This is a genomic window from Faecalispora sporosphaeroides DSM 1294, assembly GCA_000383295.1.
Lineage (GTDB): Bacteria > Bacillota > Clostridia > Oscillospirales > Acutalibacteraceae > Faecalispora > Faecalispora sporosphaeroides.
Window position 1 is genome coordinate 472,261 of the sequence record KB911066.1, and the last position, 20,443, is coordinate 492,703.

At 54.7% G+C, this 20,443-nt stretch carries 20 protein-coding genes and 1 riboswitch; of the genes, 8 read left to right on the top strand and 12 right to left on the bottom strand.

Annotated elements, in window-relative coordinates:
- Window positions 1-39: 39 nt before the first annotated feature.
- From G340_RS0102430 to G340_RS0102465, 7 genes are all read right to left on the bottom strand, one after another.
- Window positions 40-327, bottom strand: a complete 288-nt coding sequence (locus tag G340_RS0102430; protein WP_020072065.1) for a hypothetical protein — start codon at window positions 325-327, stop codon at window positions 40-42.
- A 205-nt stretch (window positions 328-532) separates the two neighbouring features.
- Window positions 533-1,504, bottom strand: a complete 972-nt coding sequence (locus tag G340_RS0102435; protein WP_020072066.1) for a uridine kinase family protein — start codon at window positions 1,502-1,504, stop codon at window positions 533-535.
- Window positions 1,485-2,969: a coproporphyrinogen dehydrogenase HemZ gene (gene hemZ, locus G340_RS0102440; protein ID WP_020072067.1), complete on the bottom strand. Its 1,485-nt coding sequence runs from the start codon at window positions 2,967-2,969 to the stop codon at window positions 1,485-1,487. The genes G340_RS0102435 and hemZ overlap by 20 nt, the downstream gene beginning before the upstream one ends.
- Window positions 2,969-3,607 carry an MBL fold metallo-hydrolase gene (locus G340_RS0102445; protein WP_020072068.1) on the bottom strand — a complete coding sequence of 213 codons (639 nt, stop codon included), beginning with the start codon at window positions 3,605-3,607 and terminating at the stop codon, window positions 2,969-2,971. Before G340_RS0102445 ends, hemZ begins: the two co-directional genes overlap by 1 nt.
- Before the next feature lie 44 nt (window positions 3,608-3,651).
- On the bottom strand, window positions 3,652-5,829 hold the full coding sequence (locus G340_RS0102450) for a RelA/SpoT family protein (protein WP_020072069.1): 2,178 nt from the start codon (window positions 5,827-5,829) through the stop codon (window positions 3,652-3,654).
- The gene (gene recJ, locus G340_RS0102455) at window positions 5,822-7,900 is read right to left on the bottom strand and encodes a single-stranded-DNA-specific exonuclease RecJ (RefSeq protein ID WP_326522299.1); all 2,079 of its coding nucleotides are present in this window, start codon (window positions 7,898-7,900) and stop codon (window positions 5,822-5,824) included. Before recJ ends, G340_RS0102450 begins: the two co-directional genes overlap by 8 nt.
- A gap of 308 nt (window positions 7,901-8,208) precedes the next feature.
- Window positions 8,209-9,027, bottom strand: a complete 819-nt coding sequence (locus G340_RS0102465) for a PPK2 family polyphosphate kinase (protein ID WP_020072072.1) — start codon at window positions 9,025-9,027, stop codon at window positions 8,209-8,211.
- Between the two features lie 270 nt (window positions 9,028-9,297).
- Here G340_RS0102465 and G340_RS0102470 point away from each other — a divergent pair, with 270 nt between their 5' ends.
- The 3 genes from G340_RS0102470 to G340_RS0102480 all read left to right on the top strand — a co-directional run bounded on the left by G340_RS0102470 (window position 9,298) and on the right by G340_RS0102480 (window position 11,087).
- Entirely contained in the window at window positions 9,298-10,347 is a 1,050-nt protein-coding gene (locus G340_RS0102470; RefSeq protein WP_020072073.1) for a suppressor of fused domain protein, read from the top strand.
- Between the two features lie 105 nt (window positions 10,348-10,452).
- Window positions 10,453-10,770, top strand: a complete 318-nt coding sequence (gene ppnP, locus G340_RS0102475; RefSeq protein ID WP_020072074.1) for a pyrimidine/purine nucleoside phosphorylase — start codon at window positions 10,453-10,455, stop codon at window positions 10,768-10,770.
- 32 nt (window positions 10,771-10,802) lie between these two features.
- The gene (locus tag G340_RS0102480; RefSeq protein ID WP_020072075.1) at window positions 10,803-11,087 is read left to right on the top strand and encodes a hypothetical protein; all 285 of its coding nucleotides are present in this window, start codon (window positions 10,803-10,805) and stop codon (window positions 11,085-11,087) included.
- Between the two features lie 128 nt (window positions 11,088-11,215).
- Here G340_RS0102480 and ileS read toward each other — a convergent pair whose 3' ends face one another.
- Complete coding sequence (gene ileS, locus G340_RS0102485; RefSeq protein ID WP_020072076.1) at window positions 11,216-14,329, bottom strand: isoleucine--tRNA ligase; 3,114 nt, start codon at window positions 14,327-14,329, stop codon at window positions 11,216-11,218.
- A gap of 262 nt (window positions 14,330-14,591) precedes the next feature.
- Between ileS and G340_RS17715 the strand changes: the two genes are divergently transcribed.
- Window positions 14,592-14,843 carry a hypothetical protein gene (locus G340_RS17715; RefSeq protein WP_154653066.1) on the top strand — a complete coding sequence of 84 codons (252 nt, stop codon included), beginning with the start codon at window positions 14,592-14,594 and terminating at the stop codon, window positions 14,841-14,843.
- Here the strand turns inward: G340_RS17715 and G340_RS0102490 are convergent.
- Window positions 14,822-15,406, bottom strand: a complete 585-nt coding sequence (locus G340_RS0102490; protein ID WP_020072077.1) for a DUF4303 domain-containing protein — start codon at window positions 15,404-15,406, stop codon at window positions 14,822-14,824. The genes G340_RS17715 and G340_RS0102490 overlap by 22 nt on opposite strands.
- Between G340_RS0102490 and G340_RS0102495 the strand changes: the two genes are divergently transcribed.
- The 4 genes from G340_RS0102495 to G340_RS0102515 all read left to right on the top strand — a co-directional run bounded on the left by G340_RS0102495 (window position 15,391) and on the right by G340_RS0102515 (window position 18,210).
- On the top strand, window positions 15,391-15,828 hold the full coding sequence (locus tag G340_RS0102495) for a hypothetical protein (RefSeq protein WP_154653067.1): 438 nt from the start codon (window positions 15,391-15,393) through the stop codon (window positions 15,826-15,828). The genes G340_RS0102490 and G340_RS0102495 overlap by 16 nt on opposite strands.
- Window positions 15,825-16,436: a helix-turn-helix domain-containing protein gene (locus G340_RS0102500; RefSeq protein WP_020072079.1), complete on the top strand. Its 612-nt coding sequence runs from the start codon at window positions 15,825-15,827 to the stop codon at window positions 16,434-16,436. The genes G340_RS0102495 and G340_RS0102500 overlap by 4 nt, the downstream gene beginning before the upstream one ends.
- 515 nt (window positions 16,437-16,951) lie before the next feature.
- Window positions 16,952-17,545, top strand: a complete 594-nt coding sequence (gene rpsD, locus G340_RS0102510; protein ID WP_020072081.1) for a 30S ribosomal protein S4 — start codon at window positions 16,952-16,954, stop codon at window positions 17,543-17,545.
- Between the two features lie 5 nt (window positions 17,546-17,550).
- Window positions 17,551-18,210 (top strand): hypothetical protein, encoded by a 660-nt coding sequence (locus G340_RS0102515; RefSeq protein ID WP_020072082.1) that lies wholly within the window; start codon window positions 17,551-17,553, stop codon window positions 18,208-18,210.
- A gap of 152 nt (window positions 18,211-18,362) precedes the next feature.
- Here G340_RS0102515 and G340_RS0102520 read toward each other — a convergent pair whose 3' ends face one another.
- The 3 genes from G340_RS0102520 to G340_RS0102530 all read right to left on the bottom strand — a co-directional run bounded on the left by G340_RS0102520 (window position 18,363) and on the right by G340_RS0102530 (window position 20,082).
- The gene (locus G340_RS0102520; protein ID WP_154653068.1) at window positions 18,363-18,596 is read right to left on the bottom strand and encodes a hypothetical protein; all 234 of its coding nucleotides are present in this window, start codon (window positions 18,594-18,596) and stop codon (window positions 18,363-18,365) included.
- 209 nt (window positions 18,597-18,805) lie between these two features.
- Window positions 18,806-19,126 (bottom strand): DMT family transporter, encoded by a 321-nt coding sequence (locus G340_RS0102525; protein ID WP_020072084.1) that lies wholly within the window; start codon window positions 19,124-19,126, stop codon window positions 18,806-18,808.
- A gap of 55 nt (window positions 19,127-19,181) precedes the next feature.
- Window positions 19,182-19,277: riboswitch (guanidine-I (ykkC/yxkD leader) on the bottom strand.
- A gap of 34 nt (window positions 19,278-19,311) precedes the next feature.
- Window positions 19,312-20,082 carry a type III pantothenate kinase gene (locus G340_RS0102530; protein WP_020072085.1) on the bottom strand — a complete coding sequence of 257 codons (771 nt, stop codon included), beginning with the start codon at window positions 20,080-20,082 and terminating at the stop codon, window positions 19,312-19,314.
- Window positions 20,083-20,443: the final 361 nt, after the last annotated feature.

Here is a 20,443-nt window from a genome sequence, read left to right on the forward strand (position 1 = left end):
GAGAGAGTCTGCTTTTCATTTCATTCAAAGATACGGCGGTTACAGCTGGGCAGAAGCTTCCTTAATCTGATCCTCGAGCGCCTTCAGCTGATCCTGAAGCTCGTCGATCGCGACCATTGCCTCCGCCACCAAATCCGCAGGATCGCTGTCTGCTTTTTTGGCGTCGTAAACCGCCTTGCCCAAAGCCTCGTACTTTTTGTTGATTTCGTTATTCAGCTCGGCCGCACTGATTTTCAGTTTGGATACATCCACAAGCTGACCGGCTTTTTTCCCGACCGCATTCGCGGCCGATTTCGCATTGATGACAACATCTTCAAAAAGGCCCATCGTAGACACGCTCCTTCGATTTTTGATATTACGATTATACCACCTGTTCGGCTGATAATGCAAGAATCTGTCCTGTAAACAAATTATAAATTATTTGGGTACAAAATGATAGGAACCTGTAAAATTCTCCCCGATTTCCAAAGCCGCAGAGCGGCGGGAAACCGGAGCGGTACCGTTCCAACGTTCCGCAGCCCGGCGGCGCGGCTTATTCTGCGGCGCTCTGGTAGATGCTCCCGCCGATAAACTCGCGCAGAATGGAGTTTTCGGGCACGAGGCTTTCGTCCACCGGCACAAAGCGCTCGAGCTGCGTGAGAAGATGGCTGGTGTAGGAATAGCGGGGGTGCTCACACGAGATTTCGCGCAGCAGCGGAATGGCCTTGCGGCGCAGAATGCAGGGCTCATACATGTGGATGGAATTGATCGTGATGTTGCTCACACTCTTGTACGGGCGGATATAATTGTTCTCGCCGTCGAGCACATTCTGCCACATGGAGAGCGTGCGCTCGGGGCCGGCGCCGCGAAAGCTGTAATCGCGCACCACGCGGCGAATAAACCGCAGATCGTTGTGCGAAAGCACCACGCCCGCGCTGTCCTTAATATCCTGCTTGACGCTGATGTACAGCTTGAGCAGGCGATCCTGCGGCAGGTGCGCGCTGATGCGCGGATTCAGCGCGTGGATGCCCTCGAAAATGGCCACGCCGTTTTCCGGCAGATCCACCGGCTTTGTACGTCCCGTGGGCTGGTGGATGGAAAAATCAAATACCGGCACATCGCAGCGGCCGGTTTTGATCAAATTCATCATGCAGCTCTCCAGCACGGGAACATTCAGCGCGTCCACCGATTCATAATCATGATCGCCGTTTTTCAGCAGAGGCGCCTGGCTTTCTCCCCGGTAAAAATCGTCGAGAGAGATCGTCGCGCAGCGAACCCCGCGGTTCTGGAGCATTTCCTTCATGATCTCCATGGTTGTGGTCTTGCCGCTGCTGGACGGCCCGGCCAGAAGAATGATCTTATTCCGCTCCGGATTATCCGTGATGGTATTGACGATGGAGCCAAGGTACCGGCGGTAGGCGGATTCAATCTGCTCGATCATGCCGACCGGGTCGGTTTTGGCCGCCTCGTTGATCTGCTCGAGGTGATCGACATATTTGACGTAGCTATTTGCGAAATAATTCATACAGCTCTTTCACCTGCTCCTTCCTTGCAATCATTTCCTCATGTCTGCTGACATATTCATACGGAAATTTAAAATTGAAAATACGCCGCAGCGTATCGGAATACGGATCCTTCACCTTGCTGACGGCGCCCGCGCCGCAGGCCAGAATGGTGTGGGTCTCGTCCATGATGTACACGTTATAATCGCTGTAACAGCCGGGCTTGGCCCAGCCGGTATTCTCCAGATTGCCGACCATGCGGCTCTGCCGGTACAGATAGTACGGCTCGTACCCGGACGAAAACAGGCTTTTCGCGGTATCGTCCAGCATCTGCGCGGCAGCGGCGGCGTCGGGGTCAAAGCCGTCGCGCCCCGACTGGTTCAGCCGGGAGGAACGCTTCAGCGCCAGCGTATGCACGGTGACGCTCTCCGGGTCGAGCCGCAGCACATGCTCCAGCGTGCTGCGGTAGCCCCCCACCGTGTCCCCGGGCAGCCCGACGATCAAATCCATATTGATATTGTCAAAGCCCATTTTGCGGGAGAGCTCAAATGCCGAAACCGTCTGCGCGGTGGTATGGCGGCGGCCGATCCGCTCCAGAATTTCGTCGTTCATCGTCTGGGGATTGATGCTGATGCGCGTCACGCCGAATTCTTTGAGCGCCTGCAGGCGCTCGGGCGTGACGGTGTCGGGCCGGCCGGCCTCCACCGTGAATTCGCGGCAGGATGAAACCGGGAAATGGGTGCAGAGCGTATCGAGCAGCGTGCGCAGCTGCTCCGGCGAAAGGGTGGTGGGCGTTCCGCCGCCGATGTAGACGGATTCGAGCCGCAGGCCCAGCTCCCCGGCCACCTTTGCCGTGTGCTCCAGCTCCCTGCACAGCAGGGAAACGTATTCCGGCATGAGCCGAATCGCCTTGTCCACCGACTGCGACACAAACGAGCAGTACGCGCACCGCGTGGGGCAAAACGGGATGGAAATGTAAAGGCTGTACGATTCGGGACGGGACTTGGAGAGAATTTTCTGCTCGTTGTCCATCGTCACCACACTCAGCCGCGTTTTTTCGGGTGTGACGAGAAAGCCGGAGGTAAAATGCCCGATGGCCCGCTCCCGGCCCATCTGCCCGCACAGGCGGCGCAGCAGCTTAATCGGGCGCACGCCGGTCAGAATGCCCCACTGCGGGCGATGACCGCAGCGCTCGGCGAACAGCTCGAACAGCATCACCGCCATCAGGCGTTCCGCTTCCTTGTCCATTTGCAAAATGGATTCCGGGAAGACCCTGCTGTCCTCCAGCACCCGGCCGCCCATATGCAGCCGCACAAAAAGCTGCACCTCGCCGCCCTGCCGCCGAAGGCCCGTGTAAACGGTGGTCTGCGTTTCCGGCAGCGCCTCGGGGGCTTCATATACCGTTTTGATTTCTTCATAAGGCAGGAACACCCGGCACAGATTTTCCATTTCATAGTGGTACGGGTGCCCGTCGACCAACAGAACCATCAATAAAATCCCTCTTCATTCAGAAACGGGTTGTACCGCCTTTCTCTCTCCAGAGTCGTGGAGGGGCCGTGGCCGGGATAAACATTGTAGTCGCCCTCCAGATCGGCAAGCCTTTTCAGGGATTCCCGCATGTCGCGGCTGCTGCCGGTGGGCAGATCGGTTCTTCCCATGGAGCCGGCAAACAGCGTATCGCCGCTGAAGATCGCGTCATTCACAAGAAAGCAGCAGCTGCCAACGGTATGCCCGGGCGTAAACAGCACTTTGATCTTCAGGCTGCCCAGCTCGATCACATCCCCGTCGTCGAAAACGCGGTCCGGCACAAAGCTCTCGTGCCGAATTGAGGGCAGCATGCTGCCCTGGCTGATATCCGGGTCGCCGGCGCAGGGCGCGTCGGGCCGGGAGATGCACACCTCGCACCCCGTCAGCTCCCTGACGTGCGGCACGCCGTCAATATGGTCGAAATGGCCGTGGGTCAAAAGGCAGAGCGCCACCTTTTCCGCGGGCAGAGCGCGAATGGCCTCATCCAGCCGCGCAGAAGTAAAACCGGGATCGATCACGGCGGAAAGGCCGGTTTCGTCGTCGGTGAGCAAATAGCAGTTTTCTTCCAGCAATCCGCCGGTAATCGCGTTGATTTTCATAAGCCGAGTCTCCTTTTCATCTGTCGTGAGGGCATAACGGGCCCTCAGGAACGGCGAACGGACAGAATGCCCTCGATTCCGCTCAGCTTAGAGATCACGCCGGCCAGATGGTCGATGCCGTTGACGGTGATAGTCGCGGAAATAATGGTTTTGCCGTCCTTTGTTTCGCGCGAGTTCAGCGAGTGGATGAACAGGCGCATGGTAAACATCTGCTGGGTCAGGTCGGCAAGAAGGCCCGAGCGAACCTCCGCCACGATTTCAAGGGTGGACTTGAATTCCTCCTTAACCTCGCCGCTCTCCCAGTGCGCGGAAACCCAGCGTTCCGGCTCGGGGGATTCCGCGATATTCCGCGGCACGTTGGGGCAGGACCGCTTATGCACGGACACGCCGAAGCCGCGTGTGATAAAGCCGATGATCTCGTCGCCCGGCAGCGGGTTGCAGCAGCGCGAGAACTTGATCAGGCAGTTTTCCATGCCGTCGATGAGAACGCCGCCCGCCGCCCGTTTGATGGGGCTCTGGGGCTGCTTGCGTTCCGTCGTCTGCGCCGGCTTTCTCGTTTTCAGGTATTCCTCGCGCAGGCGGGGCATGTTCTTCCACAGCTGAATTCCGCCGTAGCCGATGGCCGCGTACACGTCGTCCATCGTATTGCAGCTCACCTTGCGCCCGATGCCGAGCAGAAAGTTCTTCAGCTCCTCGTCGGTGAGCGCGATGCCGTTGCGCTTTAATTCACGCTCTACCTCGGCACGGCCCTCCACAATATTTTCGTCGCGGCGCTCTCTCTTGAACCACTGGCGGATCTTATTGCGCGCCTCGCTCGTCTTTACGATCTTGAGCCAGTCGCGGCTGGGGCCGTGGTTTGCCTCCTTTGTGGTGAGAACCTCGATAATCTCGCCGTTTTTTACTTTATAGTCGATCGGGACGATGCGCTTATCCACCTTGGCGCCGATCATGCGGTTGCCCACCGCGCTGTGAATGGCATAGGCAAAGTCGATGACCGTTGCGCCCATGGGCAGGTTGATGACCTCTCCCTTCGGCGTAAAGACAAACACCTCTTCCGGCACAAGGTCGGATTTGATGTTGCGCACGATATCGGTCGCGTCACTGTCCTTCTGGTTTTCGAGCATCTGGCGAATCCAGGCCAGGCGATTCTCCAGAGAATCGCCCTTGCCGGCAATGCCAAGCTTGTATTTCCAGTGCGCGGCGATACCGTATTCCGCCGTGTGGTGCATCTCCCAGGTGCGAATCTGCACCTCGAACGGGATTCCCTCCTTGCCGATCACCGTGGTGTGAAGCGACTGGTACATATTCGGCTTCGGCGTGGAAATATAATCTTTAAAGCGGTTCGGCAGCGGGCGGAACATGTCGTGAATGATGCCGAGCACGTTATAGCAGTCGTTCACGGTATCCACAATCACGCGCACCGCGTAAATATCGTAAATTTCATCCATGCTGCGGCCCTGCATAAACACCTTGCGGTAAATGCCGTGGATGCTCTTGACGCGCCCTTGCAGGTACACATTGGGGATCATGCGGGAAACGCGGTCGTAGACCAGCGCCTTGGTCGTTTCAATAAAGTGGTCGCGGTCTTTTTTGCGCAGCTCGAGCGTGTTTTCAATCTCCTGGTAGGCGATCGGGTCAAGGTAGCGCAGAGAAAGATCCTCGAGCTCCTCCTTGATGGCGCGGATACCGAGACGGTGCGCGATGGGGGCGTAAACCTCCATGTTCTCGAGCGCCTTGTCGCGCTGCTTTTGGGGGGTCATGTATTCCAGCGTGCGCATATTATGCAGGCGGTCCGCCAGCTTGATGATGATGACGCGGATATCCTCGGACATGGCGATCAGCATTTTGCGAATGTTCTCCGCCTGCTGCTCCTCGCGCGAGGAATAGGGAATCCGGCCCAGCTTGGTAACGCCGTCGATCAGGTTGGCGATGTCCTGCCCGAACTGCTTTTTGATTTGATCGAGCCCGACGGAGGTATCTTCCACAACATCGTGCAGAAGGCCCGCCGCCACGGACTCCGAATCCATGCCGAGCTCCACGAGGATGCACGCGACCGACACAGGGTGAATGATGTACGGCTGGCCCGAAAGGCGCTTTTGCCCCGTGTGGGAGCTCTCCGCAAGCCGGTATGCGCGCCCGATCAGTTCAAGATCAAAATCGTGGCCGCTCGCCTCCATCACCTGCAGAAGATCATCATAGGTTTTTGAAGTTGTATCAGTCATGTGCAACACCATCTTCTTTGATTTGGTTAATATCACATAATATTGGGGATTCAAACAAATTGACCTTCTGATCTGCTTCGCACAGCTCAATATTCAGCTGGTCGCCGCTCTGCCGGAGCAGAATCAGGCCGCGCTCCACAAATACCTCCAGCGCGGTCAAAAGCCGGGCATAGCCCATTTTGCCGCCGTCGAGCCGGTAGAGCAGAAGCTCCGCCCCGCCCGACCAGCCGCCCCGCTCCCGCAGAAAGCGGTACAGCTGCGCAAAATTGGTGTAATCCGGCAGCAGCTCCTCCGCCTCTTTCAGAGTGAGGTCGTCTCCCCGCTTATACTTTTCAAAGGTTAGCTTGCCCAGAATGAGCGCGTCCGTATCCAGCGCCGACAGCTTCATCTCCCGAATGAACACAGAAAGCTGCATTTCGCCGCGGAATTCCTTTGCGTCCAGCGTGACGGCCAAATCCAGCTCATCCCCGGGCTCATAGGGGAACTCCTGCGCGGCGGTGTGGAACAGCATGCAGTTCGTCACGGTTCCGTCGCGCGAGAACGTCAGCCGCAAATGCTTCCCCTCCCCCACCGGGGTGATTTTTTCGAGACGCATGCGGTACAGCCCGAACAGCGGCGCCGGGTTGTCGGTGCCGAACGGCTCCAAAGCCTGCAAAAGGCCCGGCAGCTCCGGGGTGAGCGTGGCAGGGCGCAGCTTGCAGTCGAGCCGCAAAGTGGGAACCGCCACCGGAACACCGGCCGCGTAGCGGTTGACCGCCTCGCGGAACGCCCCGATATTCTCCGCGGGCATGCTGATGCCGGCAGCCATGGGGTGCCCGCCGAATTTTGTAAACAGCTCCGAGCAGGAGCAGAGCGCTTCAAACAGAGAAAAGCCCTCGACACTGCGGCCGGAGCCCTTGGCCTGCTCCCCCGAATACGAGATCACCATGCAGGGCTTGCCGAAGTGATCCACCAGACGCGCCGCCACAATGCCGATCACGCCGTGGTGCCATTCGCGCCCGGCGACGACCAGCACGCGGTCATACAGGCGTTCGGGGTGCTCACTCAAATCCTTCAGGGCGCTTTGAAACAGCTCGGATTCAATCTGCCGCCGGCAGTCGTTGTCGTCGCAGATTTCCTCCGCGAGCTCGCGCGCCTCGTCGGGGTCCTCACTGACCAGCAGGCGCACGGCCCTGCCCGGCGAACCGATGCGGCCCGTCGCGTTGATGCGCGGCACAATCGAAAAGGCTACGTTCCCGGCGGTCAGCCGACGCCCAGCCATACCGGAGCGCTCGATCAGCTCGCGCACACCGAGACGGTCTGTGCGCGAAAGCAGTTTTAACCCCTCGCGCACCAGCAACCGGTTTTCGCCGGTGAGCGGAACCACGTCGCCGATGGTGCCCACCGCAACCAGATCGGCATAGTTTTCGATCAGCCCTTCCAGATCGCAGTCCTCGCCCTCGAGCGCCATGATCAGCTTAAAGGCAACGCCCACTCCCGCAAACTGCTTATAGGGAGAAGCATCGTCCGGCCTGTGGGGATCAACCACCGCCACCGCGTCCGGCAGAACCTCCTGCGCACGGTGATGGTCTGTGACGATCAGTTCCATGCCCAGCTCTTTGACATACTCGGCTTCCCTGACCGAGGCGATGCCGTTGTCCACCGTAATAATCAGGTTGACCTGCCTGCTGTGCAGGAATTCCACCGCGTTCAAATTCAGGCCGTAGCCCTCCCCCTCGCGCTCCGGAATATAGTACATCACATTGCCGCCGCAGGATTCCAGGTAAGAATACAGAATCGCCGTGGCGGTCACACCGTCGGCATCGTAGTCGCCATAAATCGCGATTTTTTCAAAATTGTCCAGCGCACGGCGGATTCGCTGTGCCGCCTTTTGCATATCCGCTGTTAAAAACGGGTCGGACAGCTCCGACCTTTCTCCCAGCAATTCTTCTATCTGATCACGCCGGTGTGCGCCCCGAATCTCCAGCATCATCGCAAGGAAAAACGGAAGACCGTACTCCTCCGCAATCTGCGCCGCACGCTCTTTGTTCAGAGGGGACACCAGCCATTTTTTGAGCCTCAACCTGTTCACCTACCTCATGAAAATTAATTGTACCATTTTGTGTCAAAATATTCAATCGTTTGACAAAAATACTACATTTACAACAAAAGAGCTTTTCTCCCTGAAAGAATCAAAAAATTCGTTTTTCTCTCCCTTTACAGGAAAGACCGCATCGGTATGATTTGAAAAAAGCATGCCAGCATTAATTATGATACCGAATAGAGTTCCATACGAAAGCGGACAAGGCTGCAACAGAAGCCTTGTCCGCTTTTCATCAAGAAAGAGTGGGATAGATTATCATAGAATAAACTCAACACGGCATTTCCGGTGCTTTGGGCTTACTTGTTATTTCTTACTTCTTTGATCAGCTCCCGCACATCGCCGTCGATCGCCGGAAATTCCAACGACAGCTGTTTCATGGTTTTGACAATGACGCTCAGGACAAAATAATCCCGGAACCACCGGTGGTTGGCCGGAACCACATACCACGGCGCTTCTTTTGTGCTGCAGTGCGAGAGCACGTCGGAATAGCAGTGCTGGTATTCGTCCCAAAAACGCCGCTCCTTCAGGTCGGCCGCGGAGAACTTCCAGTTCTTTTCGGGGGTTTTCAGCCGCTCCTCCAGCTTCTTCTGCTGAAAATCCTTTGAGATATGCAAAAAGAACTTGAGCAGAATCGTATTGTTGTTAACCAGGTATTTTTCAAATTCTCGGATTTCATCAAACCGGCGGTGCGCCGTTTCGTCGTCGATCGTCCTGTGCACACGGGTCACAAGCACATCCTCATAATACGAGCGGTTAAAGACGACGATGTCCCCCCGCTTCGGCGTTTTCTGGTGGACGCGCCACAAATAATCGTGATTGAGCTCCAGCGGCGTGGGCACCTTGAAGTTTTCCACATAAAAGCCGTTGGGGTTGATGCCGGACAGCGCCTTTCGCACGGTGCCGTCCTTCCCGCTGCAGTCCATCCCCTGAAGCACGATCAAAAGAGCATACTTTTTCGAGGCATAAAACGTTTCCTGCAGCTCCTCAAACTCGTCATGGAGCTTTTTGTATCTTTCCTCAATATCCTCTTTGGAAAGGCCTGCAGTGTCGTCGGGACGAAAGTCTTTCACGTTGATGTGAGCCTGACCGGAACTGACCGTAAATTTACCGAACAACTGGATTCCCTCCTCTTTTGAAACGCAAACCGAAGAGCCCACAGCGTTTCTGATTGATTATGCAAACGAGTTTGCGTTCCTTCCCCGCTGAGAAAGAAGAACGTATCTTGCTCGAACAAAAATAGAACTGCCGTAAGATTGATTTCATTATATTCTTCTGTATCTGATTTCTCAATATGCAGAGAAAAATGTAAGAAAAAGCATCGCAAATATGGTATGATAAAAAAGCGAAGCCACAATCTGGAATTGACCAAAAACAGGAGGACTTTTATGCACTCAATTCTATTTTCCGAATCGCCAATTGCCCGCTTTGCCGCCGAAGTATGCACCGAAAACGAATGCAGCTATTTTTATTTGTATCAGATGGAGCCGCAGGCGCAAAAGCTGAACACCCTGGCTGCCTGCTGGATCAAGAATCACGCAACGGTGGAAGACGGTTACTCCCCCAAAGAGGATATGCTGAGCGGATTGCAGCCCAAAATACCCACCTCGCTGTGCCGCTACCCGCAGGATTTGTCTCTCTTTCAGGAGGAAGAGCTGGAGATCGTATGGGGCGAGGAGGGCTGCCTTGCCGGCTTGTACCAGAACGGGGAGCTGATCTGCGTGGTACCCTATTGGGCTGAAGCGAATTTTACAGGCTACTCAAAATATTCCAATACCGATAAAATGGGGATATATCCGCTGCCCCTGCAGGACGGCAATGCCATGTTCGGCCGGCTGGAAGCCGCCGCCCGATTTTGGCAGCAGGACTTTTCCGCCGTATGGGAAAGCTACCAACAGGAATATCTGGAGGACTTGACGCAGAGGTACGGCAAGCCCGTGAAGTACTATGGCATCGACGGCGGCCATTTTCCGCCGCGCGGCCTTGTGGTTTTTGAAAAAAGCGGGTATCGGCTTGCCTTTACCATTGGGATGGGGCTATTCACCCAGCCCTCCGCCGAGCTGTACCACAAGGATTCCCGCCTGCACGACCACGTTGAGCTTGCCTTTGGTTGGAAAGCGGACCTGCCGTTGGAGCCGACCCGGATTTATTCTCAAATCTCCTCCATCGCGGCAATCCCGTGGATGTACAAAACCTTTTTGGATCATCATCACACCATTGACCTGAACGTAGAACAAGAATACCAGAATGCTGTTTTCATCTCTGACCAACAGGCAAAGGTACTGAACAGCACATTCCTGCGGGAAAAGCAAATCAATCTGCTGTGGCTGATGCCGATTTCAGAATCACTGTGCCGAAAGCTGACGGCGGAGGAACCGGATTACGCCGGTGTGGAGCAGCAGCTTGAAGAATACGGAGTGATGCTGGAACACCTGTAATTGCAGGGCGCTCTACTCCACTTTTCCTTGGAGGATTGCGAAACGCACTTTAACATGCTAATATGAGAAAAACACACCACACAACATACTGATGGAGGTTCAAGCATGGAGGAATTTCAGAACGTAACCGTAGTGAAAAAAGCCAATATTTATTTTGATGGGAAAGTGACCAGCCGCACCGTGCTGTTTGAGGACGGTACCAGAAAAACTCTCGGCATCATGCTGCCCGGGCAGTATGAATTCGGAACGGGCGACAGCGAGCGGATGGAAATTCTGGCAGGCACGGTAAGAGTGCTTCTGCCGGGCCGCACAGAATGGCAGACCATTGAGGCCGGGCAGAGCTTTCAGGTTCCCGCCAACAGCAAATTCCAGATTGAAATGCAGGAGCCCGTGGACTACTGCTGCTCTTACGGCAAAGAATAACTCACGGACAAAGCAAACAGGAGGCTTTTCTCATGGGTCTTTTTTCTTCCCGCTGGCAGGAGGTCTTTTTCAGCACAAGTGCACAGTCGTTTTTCCGCGGCCAGAATGTGCTGAGAGAGCACGGCCTGCCGTTTAAAACCAAGACGGAAAACCGTGCCTTCCGGGAATCCAGTAATCATCTGGGCGGAAGATCCCCCATGCCGGGCAGGGTGCGGTTCGGCCCGGAAAGCGGCGACGAATACCGGATTTTCGTCGCAGAGGAAAACGCCGCGGCGGCCAGATTCCTGCTGCAAAACGACGAGAGAACGGACGGATAAACACAAAGAAAACGGGCCAGAAGCCGGAAAACAAATCCGGCTTCTGGCCCGTATTTTCGGGGAGCAAAATCGCGAACGATCCCGTCCCCGTTTTCTTAAATCTGATCTTTACGGTTTGCTCAACCTGCTTACGAAACCTTCACGACGCCAAACGTGGTCTGCTCCCCGTTAACGTCCCATTCGGCGGTGTAGCCGTCTGTTTCGCCAAGGCGGATTTCGTCGGCCAGCACCTCGCGGCTGATCTGTTCGCGGTTCTTCCACAGCAGGTCTGCTAGCTTATCGTTGCCGTTCTGGTACACGACAATGCGGTCGGTCACCTCGAAGCCGGCGTCCTTGCGCATGGACTGCAGCTTGCTGATGATCTCGCGCACAAAGCCCTCCTCCACCAGCTCGGGGGTGAGGGTCGTATCGAGCACGATGGTCACGCCCTTATCGGACATAGACTCAAAGCCCTCCTTCTGTGCGGTTTCAATCAGGAGCTCCTCCGCGGTGAGAGAAATCTCCCCGGTAGAGATCGAGAGCCTGATCGAGCCGTTCAGAGCCAGCTCCTTCTTCGCGGCGGAGCCGTTCAGAGCCGCCAGAGCCTCGCGAACCTCGTTGATCTGCTTGCCGTACTTTTTGCCGAGCAGCTTGAGCTGAGGCTTAAAGCGGTAATCCGAGAAATCGGAGGCGTCCGACACAAAGTGAACCGTTTTGATGTTCAGCTCCTCGCGGATGATTCCGCGGTAATCCTCTCCCAGATCGCGCTCCGCGTGGATGAACAGGTTTGCCAGAGGCTGGCGGATCTTCATGCCGACCTCGTTTCGGGCCGCGCGGCCCAGCGTGACGATTTGCATGGCCTGCTTCATGTCCTCTTCCATCTTCGCGTCAATCATGGATTCCTCGCACGCGGGGAAGTCGCACAGGTGCACGCTTTCGGGCGCTTTGGGGTCGACGCTGCATACCAGATTGCGGTAAATCTGCTCCGTCATGAACGGGATCATCGGGGCGGCGGCCTTCGCCACCGTCACCAGAGCGGTGTACAGAGTCATATACGCGCTGATCTTGTCCTGGGTCATTTCCTCCACCCAGAAGCGCTCGCGGCTGCAGCGCACATACCAGTTGCTCATGTCGTCCACAAAATCCTGGAGCGCGCGGGCCGCCTCGGGAATGCGGTAATTTTCAAGGTTAGCGTCCACGTCGCGCACCATCGAATTCAGGCGCGAGAACAGCCATTTGTCCAGCAGCGTCAGCTTGTCGCGCTCCAGGCGGTACTGGGTGGCGTCGAACTCGTCGATGTTGGCGTACAGCACAAAAAATGCATACGTATTCCACAGGGTGGAGAGGAACTTGCGCTGGCCCTCCACCACGGCCTTGCCGTAAAAACGGTTTGGCAGCCACGGGGCGGAATTGCTGTAAAAATACCAGCGGATAGCGTCCGCGCCGTACGTTTCGAGCGCGTCGAACGGGTCGACCGCGTTTCCCTTTGATTTGGACATCTTCTGCCCGTTTTCGTCCTGAACATGGCCCAGCACGATGACATTGCGGAACGGCGCCTGATCGAACAGCAGCGTAGAGATCGCCATCAGCGAATAGAACCAGCCGCGGGTCTGATCGACCGCCTCGGAGATAAAGTCCGCCGGGAACTGCTCGTGGAACAGCTCCTTGTTTTCAAAGGGATAATGATGCTGGGCAAACGGCATGGAACCGGAATCGAACCAGCAGTCGATCACCTCCGGCACGCGGTGCATCTGCTTGCCGCAGTCGGGGCAGGTGATGGTGACAGCGTCGATATAGGGGCGGTGCAGCTCAATATCCTCCGGGCAGTTCGGGGACATCTGTTTGAGCTCCTCGATGCTGCCGACCGCATGGCGGCAGCCGCATTCGCACTCCCAGATATTCAGCGGGGTGCCCCAGTACCGGTTGCGGCTGATGCCCCAATCCTGCACGTTTTCCAGCCAGTCGCCGAAGCGGCCCTTGCCGATGGCCGGGGGAATCCAGTTGACGGTGTTGTTGTTGCGGATCAGATTTTCGCGAACCGCGGTCATCTTGATAAACCAGGATTCTCTCGCGTAATAGATCAGCGGGGTGTCGCAGCGCCAGCAGAACGGGTAACTGTGCTCAAACTTCGGCGCGGAGAACAGCAGCCCCCTCGCTTTCAGGTCATCCAGAATCAGCGGATCGGCGTCTTTGACAAACACGCCGGGCCACGCGGTTTCCTTTGTCATCTCGCCCTTGCCATCCACCAGCTGAACGAGCGGCAGGCCGTAGGTACGGCCCACGCGGGCGTCGTCCTCACCGAACGCGGGCGCGATATGAACCACGCCGGTACCGTCCGTCAGTGTGACGTAACGGTCGCAGGTGACGAACCAGCACTTCTCCTTCGGCTGCACGAAGGGGAACAGCGGCTCATATTCCTTGTATTCCAGATCGGTGCCGATAAAGTTTTCCAGAATTTCGGCGTCCTCGCCGAGAATGGTGCTCACAAGCTCCGCCGCCATATAGTAAACGGTATCGTCTTTTTTAACCTTTACATATCTTTCGTCGGGGTTCACACAAAGGCCCACGTTCGAGGGCAGCGTCCACGGGGTGGTCGTCCACGCCAGAATGTAGGCGTCTTCTCCCTTTACCTTGAACTTGACAATCGCGGAGCGCTCCTTGACGTCCTTATACCCCTGCGCCACCTCGTGGCTCGACAGCGGCGTTCCGCAGCGCGGGCAGTAGGGAACGATCTTGAAGCCCTTGTAGAGAAGCTCTTTTTCCCAAATCTGTTTGAGTGCCCACCATTCGGACTCGATAAAGTTGTTGTCATAGGTGACATAGGGGTGATCCATGTCCACCCAGAAGCCCACCGTGCGGGAGAAATCCTCCCACATGCCCTTGTACTTCCAGACGCTTTCCTTACATTTATCGATGAAAGGCTCCAGGCCATAGGCCTCAATCTGATCCTTGCCGTTGATGTGCAGCAGCTTTTCCACTTCCAGCTCCACGGGCAGGCCATGCGTATCCCAGCCGGCCTTGCGCGGCACCTGCTTGCCCTTCATGGTCTGGTAGCGGGGCAGCAAATCTTTGATGACGCGGGTCAGCACATGGCCGATGTGCGGCTTGCCGTTTGCCGTGGGCGGGCCGTCATAGAAAATATAAGGCGCTCCCTTGCGGCGGGTTTCCACGCTTTTTTCAAACACATGGTTTTCCTGCCAATATTGCTCCACTTCTTTTTCACGGTCCACAAAATGAAGGTCTGTGGATACTTTTTGATACATGCTCTGTACCTCCTACAATATTACACTCACGCGAACAAAAAAACCTTCGTCCTGAATCAGGACGAAGGCCAAGCTTCGTTATACCACCCTTTTACATACCGCCATATGCTATCCCGGTAACGGGGGAATCCCGGCACGGCCTACTCTGATTCAGCCTGCGGCTCCAAAGTGATCTTCGGCTTTCCCTACTCTGGCCGGGCTCGCACCCTCCCCGGCTCGCTTTGCATTTGGTAAAAAGCGTACTCTCTTCGTCTCAGCCTTTTTGATTATTGAAAATAACTGCTCTAAGGCTACCACCAAACACACATTTTGTCAAGAATTCTGCGGCGGGCTTTCTCTGCACCGCACGGCCCTACCGCAGGAAGAGCCTGTATTCAAACCCCTGACGCTTTACACGGAAACAGCTTTGCAAAGCAGCAGCGACGTAATTTCACAAAATGATCTGCTGCCCCGGCATGAGGCGAAACCGCAAAGCGATGAAAGCAGAAGTCTTTACAGCCATTTTTTGAACTGAGCAGCGTCCTTTTTTGTATTGAGTCTTTCAAAAATCCGGCACATTTCATCCTCATCATAATACTCTCTCACTTCAAAATTCAAGAGAATTCCTTTGCTGGGAAATGAGTCAAAAAATCCCTCTGCTTTCAATTGTTCTATGTTTTGAATCAAATATTCAAAAAAATCGTCTCTGAACTGCATAAAATCTTTTGTATAGCAGCTTTCTTCATCTGAGATTGACGCCTCGTTGCGGATGATATAATCGCGGATAATTTCGTTGGACCGGGGAAAGTCATTGTCTGAAAGAGAATGGTCCTCCCATTCCTCCATATTATATTGATAATACAATTCATCGGGATCCTTACTGTTATAGGAATGACCTTCCTCCTCGAATTCTTTCACAGTATTTCCATTAAAACAAATACAGTTGGAATTCGGATGGTTGATCGCAATATAATCCGGCACAGATATCGTGAAAATATAGGGCCTTTTTTCTTGATTCCGCGTGACAAACTGCTGGTACACAGCTTTTATTTCATTGACAAAAGCTGTTTGAAAAAGATCGAATGGAAACGGATCCATTTGCTATTCCTCCTATGTATTATGCCATCAGCATAGCATGGCAAAGGCCTCTCTTTGTTCTTTCAAAAAAATTAGAACCACATCGTTTTGTTTTTTCTGCATTAGCGAAAGAATCAACGGAAAGCTGGATGTGCGAAATCTTTCCCGGTGATCTGTTGACAAGCGCTCCGTCAGCGGGCATACTGTTAGTACATTTTGCTTCTGTTTTCCAGTCTACAAAGCGTAGGTTGCTTTGGGACCCCAGTCCCGTTATTCTGAAAAAGGAACAACTGCTGACAGCGCTTTCTCTCCCCATATCAGCCGTAAAGAGTGAGCGGCCTACATTTTACACTTTTAGAAATCGCTGTGCTGCCTTAGTGTGCTTAGAAGATGCCAGACAATATCAGCAGAATGAGAACCGGAAAGGGATTCAGAAAATATGACACAGTATGTGACGGGAACCACCATAAAATTCCTGCGTGAGAAAAAAGGATATACCCAGCGCCAGCTGGCCGACCTGCTGGCCGTGAGCGACAAGGCCGTTTCCAAATGGGAAACGCAGCGCGGCCTGCCGGACATCTCTCTTCTGGAGCCGCTGGCAAAAGCGCTCGGAGTCTCCGTCGCGGAGCTTTTGTCGGGGGAACAGGTGATCAACAGCAACCGCTCCGGCAATATGCTGCGCACCTGCATTTACGTCTGCCCGGTATGCGGGAACGTGATCCAATCGCTTGGCCAGGGCTCGTTCACCTGCTGCGGCATCACTCTGCCGGTGCAGGAGGCGGAGGAGGCCGACGAGGCGCACGGCGTCTGCGTGCAGCAGGTAGAGAACGAGTACTATGTTACGCTGAGGCACCCGATGGAAAAGGATCACTATATTTCGTTCCTCGCCCTGATCTCACCGGATCAGATTCAGATGAAAAAGCTGTACCCGGAGCAGAATCCCGAGGCTCGCTTTGCGATCTCCGGTGCGGGAACGCTGTATGCTTACTGCAACCAGCACGGCCTATTCCGGGTGAGTGCCAGCCCAAGAAGGAGCGTGTCACCGAAATGACGTTTTTTGTTTTTCTTTCGGTGGAAAACGCGCCGGCGCGCGATGATCCGGCCATGCAGGCCGGGCCGGGCGATTTGACCGGAACCGCGCGGGCCCATTTTTCGGTGCCGACGTAAAAGTGTGGGATTTCGACCTGGCGCGGCAAACAGCTTTGAGGAATTTCTTCTTGACGGCCTGCGGAGTGCAATTATATCCTGACCCTGCGCGGTACGGAGCGGAGCATTCCGCGGCAGAGCCTTTTTTTGACGCAGCGCGGTTCCACACGGCATTCCCAAGCATTCCGAATCGGGCCGCGCCTGCGCAAAAACGGAAAAAATCCATATTCCACTCTTGCCAACGGAATTGGAATCTGCTATAATGCTTTTGTTAGTTTTTTCTAACACAATTGTTCTGCGCGTTTCCATGGAAACGCGCCCACTGTAACAGCTATTTGCGGCGGGGATCACCGCCCCGAGGTTAGCTAGCGCTAACATCCAGACTGCAAAATCAGAAACGAATAAAGGAGACAGACAGGAATGGCAACAAGAAGAGGCCCTCGTTTTAAGGAATGCCGCCGGTTGGGGGTGAATGTTTGCGGGCACCCCAAGGCCATGAACCGCGCGGGCGCACCGGCATTCAACAAGAGAAGAAAAGTTTCGGAATACAGCATGCAGCTGACCGAAAAACAGAAGGTAAAGGCGTATTACGGCATTCTGGAAAAGCAGATGGCGCGTTATTACCGCGCGGCGGAAAGATCCAAAGGCAAAACCGGCGACGTTCTGCTGCAAAAGCTTGAGTGCCGCCTGGATAACATGGTATACCGAATCGGGTTTGCCAATTCCATTCGTCTGGCCCGCCAGCAGGTGACGCACGGCCACATTCTGGTGAACGGCAAAAAGCTTTCGATCCCTTCCTACGCGATTCGGCCGGGGGATGTGATTACCCTGCGCGAAAAATCCAGAAGCAACGAGCTGTTCCGCACGAATTTTCTGGAGGGAAAGGGCTTTGCGGTTCCCTATCTGGAGCGTGATTTCAACGCCTTCAGCGGCACGCTGACCCGTTTGCCCAACCGCGAGGAAATCCCGGTGGAAGTCAACGATCAGCTGGTCGTTGAATACTATTCGAGGTAACCGCCATGCGCAGCCCGGCCTGTAAATACCAGCAGCCCGGCTTCTGGGAGTGGACCCTCGGGAAGCAGGATGTGTGGAACGACCTGTTTGTGCCGCCGGAGCAGCTCCGGCAGCCCGTTTTCGTCAACGCCTGCGTGGCGGACGAACGCCGTTTTCTGCTCGACAGCAACTGGGCCTGCTACCCGGACACCGAATCCGTATTGGGCTTTGTGCAGTATATTTTTCTTCCCACCGTGTTTTACTATGTGCTTCACCCCGAAAACGATCGTCTGATGGTTCCGATTCAGTCCACCGCAGAGCTTTTGGAGATGGTTCAAAAAACCGATTCCCCCCATCGCCTTGCGATGAGCGGCTTTGTTTTCGAGCTGAGCGCCGTATGGCAGCACACCGGGGAACAGCGCGAAAATGCCCTGCGCCGCTTTTGCAGCCGATTTAACCGATACTGGCAGCGCGAGGATTTTCAACTCAGCCTGCATATTTTCTCTCACGCGGAAGAAGTGGCTTCTCATTTAAAGGAGCTGGTCTGGTGCGAAGAGCTGTTCGAGGAAGAGTTCGGGTATTCGTACGCCCAGCTGGATGAACTGTGCACCCGGTTTACAACAGAGCCGTTCGCGAAGCATCTGCTGCTGAATTGGCTAAACACCCGGGTCGGCAGTCTTACTTAAATTCGCAATCATCTTAATTTTCGATAAAAAGCTGAAAAACATCGCCCGGCAGAGCAATCTGCCGGGCGATGTTTTGTTTCGGGAACGCAAAAGAATTAGGTGCTTCACTTTTTGTTTGAGCCAGTGAAAAGCATCCAGCGTCAAGTATCCTGCTAGTTCAAAGCTGGAATAAGCAAGCTGTTTCCGCTGCGCGGATTCAAGTCCGCATTTTTTTCCCGCCGCTTCCACAACCAACGCCAGGCAGCATCCAGAAATGTTACCAAAATCACGGCAAACACGATTACAGCAACAGACTGGTTGTCAATCCAATCCATCCATCGCAAAAGTCCCAGAACCAGTGCTGTCCATACAACGGAACTGAAAAAACCAATTACCCTTACCTTCATCAGCAGCAGCCCTCCCGAAAAGATTTCAAACAATTGGTACCTCAATTACCTATAAGTCTCCGGTCATTCCGCCCACGCAGTAAAATAATAGTATAATTATAATAATAAGTAAAAGCCGATTTATTCCGAATAAGAAATATAGATAGTGTTATTCAAAATTGAGAGAATCGCACCGCCAACAGGTAACTTCCATCGCGGTTCTGAATTGGTTAAGAGGGTGACAATACCTTCAGCCCCACTACCCCGCCGATGATCATCAAGACGCACAGCACCTGCGGCAGCGTGATCGCCTCCCGAAACCAGAAGATGCTGAAAAACAGCGTTCCGGCCGTGCCGATTCCCGTCCAAATGGCATAGGAGGTTCCAATCGGCAGTTCTTTCAGTGACAGCGACAAAAAATACATGCTGGCGATCAGCCCCACAACCGTTACCGCACTGGGGACGAGTTTGCTGAAGTTTTCAGACATCTTCAGCCCAACCGCCCAAACCACCTCGAATAATCCCGCAATCAGCAAAAAAATCCATTGCATTTTACTACAGCTCCTTCCTAAATTTTCACAGAAAAAGGCCTGGAAAATCTGAAAGACCTCCCAGGCTTTTATCCTTCCGTGAGCACAGTATTCTGTGTGTTTTATCTTGGTCCAGCCCGGCAAACACCGCGGAACCCTATAAAACTTTATTTTAGTATACCAAAAAGAATAGCAAATGTCAAATATTATACCGGCTGGTTTTTTTCGTACAGCATCCGCAGGCCCTCCAGCAGCAGGTTGCAGCTGTAAATGATCTCGCGCCGGCAATAGGTAACGATATCGCGCGACAGCCCGCCGGTGGCAATCACCTTGCACTTTGCACCCAGCTCTTCCTCAATGCGGTCGCACATGCCGTCCACCATCGAGGCCTGTCCGTAAATCAGGCCGGAGCGCATGCAGTCCACCGTATTGGCACCGATCACTTTATCCGGCGCTTCCATACTGATGGCCGGCAGCTGGGCCGTGCGGGAGGTAAGCGCCTCCATGCTGATGCCCGCGCCGGGAATAACGCAGCCGCCCAGCATGCTGCCGTTTTCGTCGATCACAGAAACCGTTGTGGCCGTGCCCATGTCCCAAATGATGCAGGGGCCGCCGTACAGCTCAATTGCCGCCACACAGCCCGCCACCAGATCCGCGCCCAGCGCTTCCGGCGGGTTCAGGCGCACATCCAGCCCTGTCACGGTTTTTTCCCCCACGACAACGGGCTCTATTTTGGCCAGCTTTCGGATGGCACGGGTAATATAGGTCGTTACCGGCGGCACCACCGAGCCGATGATCGCCCCGGTAACATCCGTCACCTTGATTCCGTAAATATCCAGGATATCGCGCAGCTCGATTGCGTACTGATCCTCCATTCGGGAACGGTCCGTCGCCATTCGGGATACAAATCGAAGCTTCTTCCCCTCGTAACCACCGATCGTAATATTCGTATTGCCGACATCCAGCGTTAAGAGCATAAGTGCATCCTCCCCCGATTTTTCACGAAGGTTATTATACCCAAATTAGACTGAATACGCAATACCTAAAACTGCTCTCATTCGGCATTCCCGCTGTTTTTTTCTAAAAAAGCCGCTCTTATTTTCCGTATATTCCTTGCCAGAATCAAAACCGTTTCAAAGGAGCGTGATTTTGGAAAACAGGCCCCTCCCCGCACCGATTTTATTCCGTCGAACTGTATATTTATTAATGGCCCCGAAGCGGGAATATTCCTCTGCTAAAGGAAAAGCGACTGGTTTATCTGCTCCCGCAATAAAAGCCCCGCGCTGTTCACGGCGACAGGCTGCCGGCGGCTGAGAGAGCCCCGGGACCCGGGAGCGG

Coding starts and splice junctions, on each gene's coding strand:
- G340_RS0102430 (WP_020072065.1), bottom strand. CDS start 327: ATGGGCCTTTTTGAAGATGTTGTCATCAATGCGAAATCGGCCGCGAAT.
- G340_RS0102435 (WP_020072066.1), bottom strand. CDS start 1,504: ATGAATTATTTCGCAAATAGCTACGTCAAATATGTCGATCACCTCGAG.
- hemZ (WP_020072067.1), bottom strand. CDS start 2,969: ATGGTTCTGTTGGTCGACGGGCACCCGTACCACTATGAAATGGAAAAT.
- G340_RS0102445 (WP_020072068.1), bottom strand. CDS start 3,607: ATGAAAATCAACGCGATTACCGGCGGATTGCTGGAAGAAAACTGCTAT.
- G340_RS0102450 (WP_020072069.1), bottom strand. CDS start 5,829: ATGACTGATACAACTTCAAAAACCTATGATGATCTTCTGCAGGTGATG.
- G340_RS0102470 (WP_020072073.1), top strand. CDS start 9,298: ATGCACTCAATTCTATTTTCCGAATCGCCAATTGCCCGCTTTGCCGCC.
- ppnP (WP_020072074.1), top strand. CDS start 10,453: ATGGAGGAATTTCAGAACGTAACCGTAGTGAAAAAAGCCAATATTTAT.
- G340_RS0102480 (WP_020072075.1), top strand. CDS start 10,803: ATGGGTCTTTTTTCTTCCCGCTGGCAGGAGGTCTTTTTCAGCACAAGT.
- ileS (WP_020072076.1), bottom strand. CDS start 14,329: ATGTATCAAAAAGTATCCACAGACCTTCATTTTGTGGACCGTGAAAAA.
- G340_RS0102495 (WP_154653067.1), top strand. CDS start 15,391: ATGGAAACGGATCCATTTGCTATTCCTCCTATGTATTATGCCATCAGC.
- G340_RS0102490 (WP_020072077.1), bottom strand. CDS start 15,406: ATGGATCCGTTTCCATTCGATCTTTTTCAAACAGCTTTTGTCAATGAA.
- G340_RS0102500 (WP_020072079.1), top strand. CDS start 15,825: ATGACACAGTATGTGACGGGAACCACCATAAAATTCCTGCGTGAGAAA.
- rpsD (WP_020072081.1), top strand. CDS start 16,952: ATGGCAACAAGAAGAGGCCCTCGTTTTAAGGAATGCCGCCGGTTGGGG.
- G340_RS0102515 (WP_020072082.1), top strand. CDS start 17,551: ATGCGCAGCCCGGCCTGTAAATACCAGCAGCCCGGCTTCTGGGAGTGG.
- G340_RS0102520 (WP_154653068.1), bottom strand. CDS start 18,596: ATGAAGGTAAGGGTAATTGGTTTTTTCAGTTCCGTTGTATGGACAGCA.
- G340_RS0102525 (WP_020072084.1), bottom strand. CDS start 19,126: ATGCAATGGATTTTTTTGCTGATTGCGGGATTATTCGAGGTGGTTTGG.
- G340_RS0102530 (WP_020072085.1), bottom strand. CDS start 20,082: ATGCTCTTAACGCTGGATGTCGGCAATACGAATATTACGATCGGTGGT.